At 67.2% G+C, this 458-nt stretch carries 1 pseudogene; it reads right to left on the bottom strand.

The features are described from left to right. A pseudogene (locus EOA86_RS38050) lies at positions 1-458 on the bottom strand (N-methylproline demethylase); the annotation flags it as partial.

The raw sequence follows: 458 nt of genomic DNA, 5'->3' as shown, positions 1-458 counted from the left end.
GACCAGGGTCATCCCGGTGACCGGCATGCGCTCGTCGCCGAGATGCGGCGACGAGCGCATGCCGGTCACCGGGATGACCCTGGTCAGCGCGGCATCGGTTTCGATCGAGCCGCGGATGATGTTGAGGAAATCGACCTTGCCGGAGCCGGCCAGCCGCCTAGCGATCTCGACGCCTTCCTGCTTCGACAGGCCCTTCTCAAAATCCTCGTCGGCGACCATGCGGATGCCGACGACGAATTTGTCGCCGACCGCTGCCCGCACCGCGTCGAGCACCATGCCGGTGAAGCGCAAGCGGTTGTCTAGCGAGCCGCCGAAATCGTCGTCGCGCTGGTTGGTGGCGGGCGACCAGAAGCCGTCCATCAGGTGGCCATAGGCCTCGAACTCGATGCCGTCGAGGCCGGCGGCCTGGCAGCGCTGGGCGGCGGCGGCGTAGTCGGCGACGATGCGCTCTATATCCC

The sequence above is a fragment of the Mesorhizobium sp. M5C.F.Ca.IN.020.32.2.1 genome (genome assembly GCF_004023105.1).
Lineage (GTDB): Bacteria > Pseudomonadota > Alphaproteobacteria > Rhizobiales > Rhizobiaceae > Mesorhizobium > Mesorhizobium wenxiniae.
The sequence above is the reverse complement of the archived record's forward strand: the minus strand, read 5'-3'. Positions and strand labels throughout refer to the sequence as shown.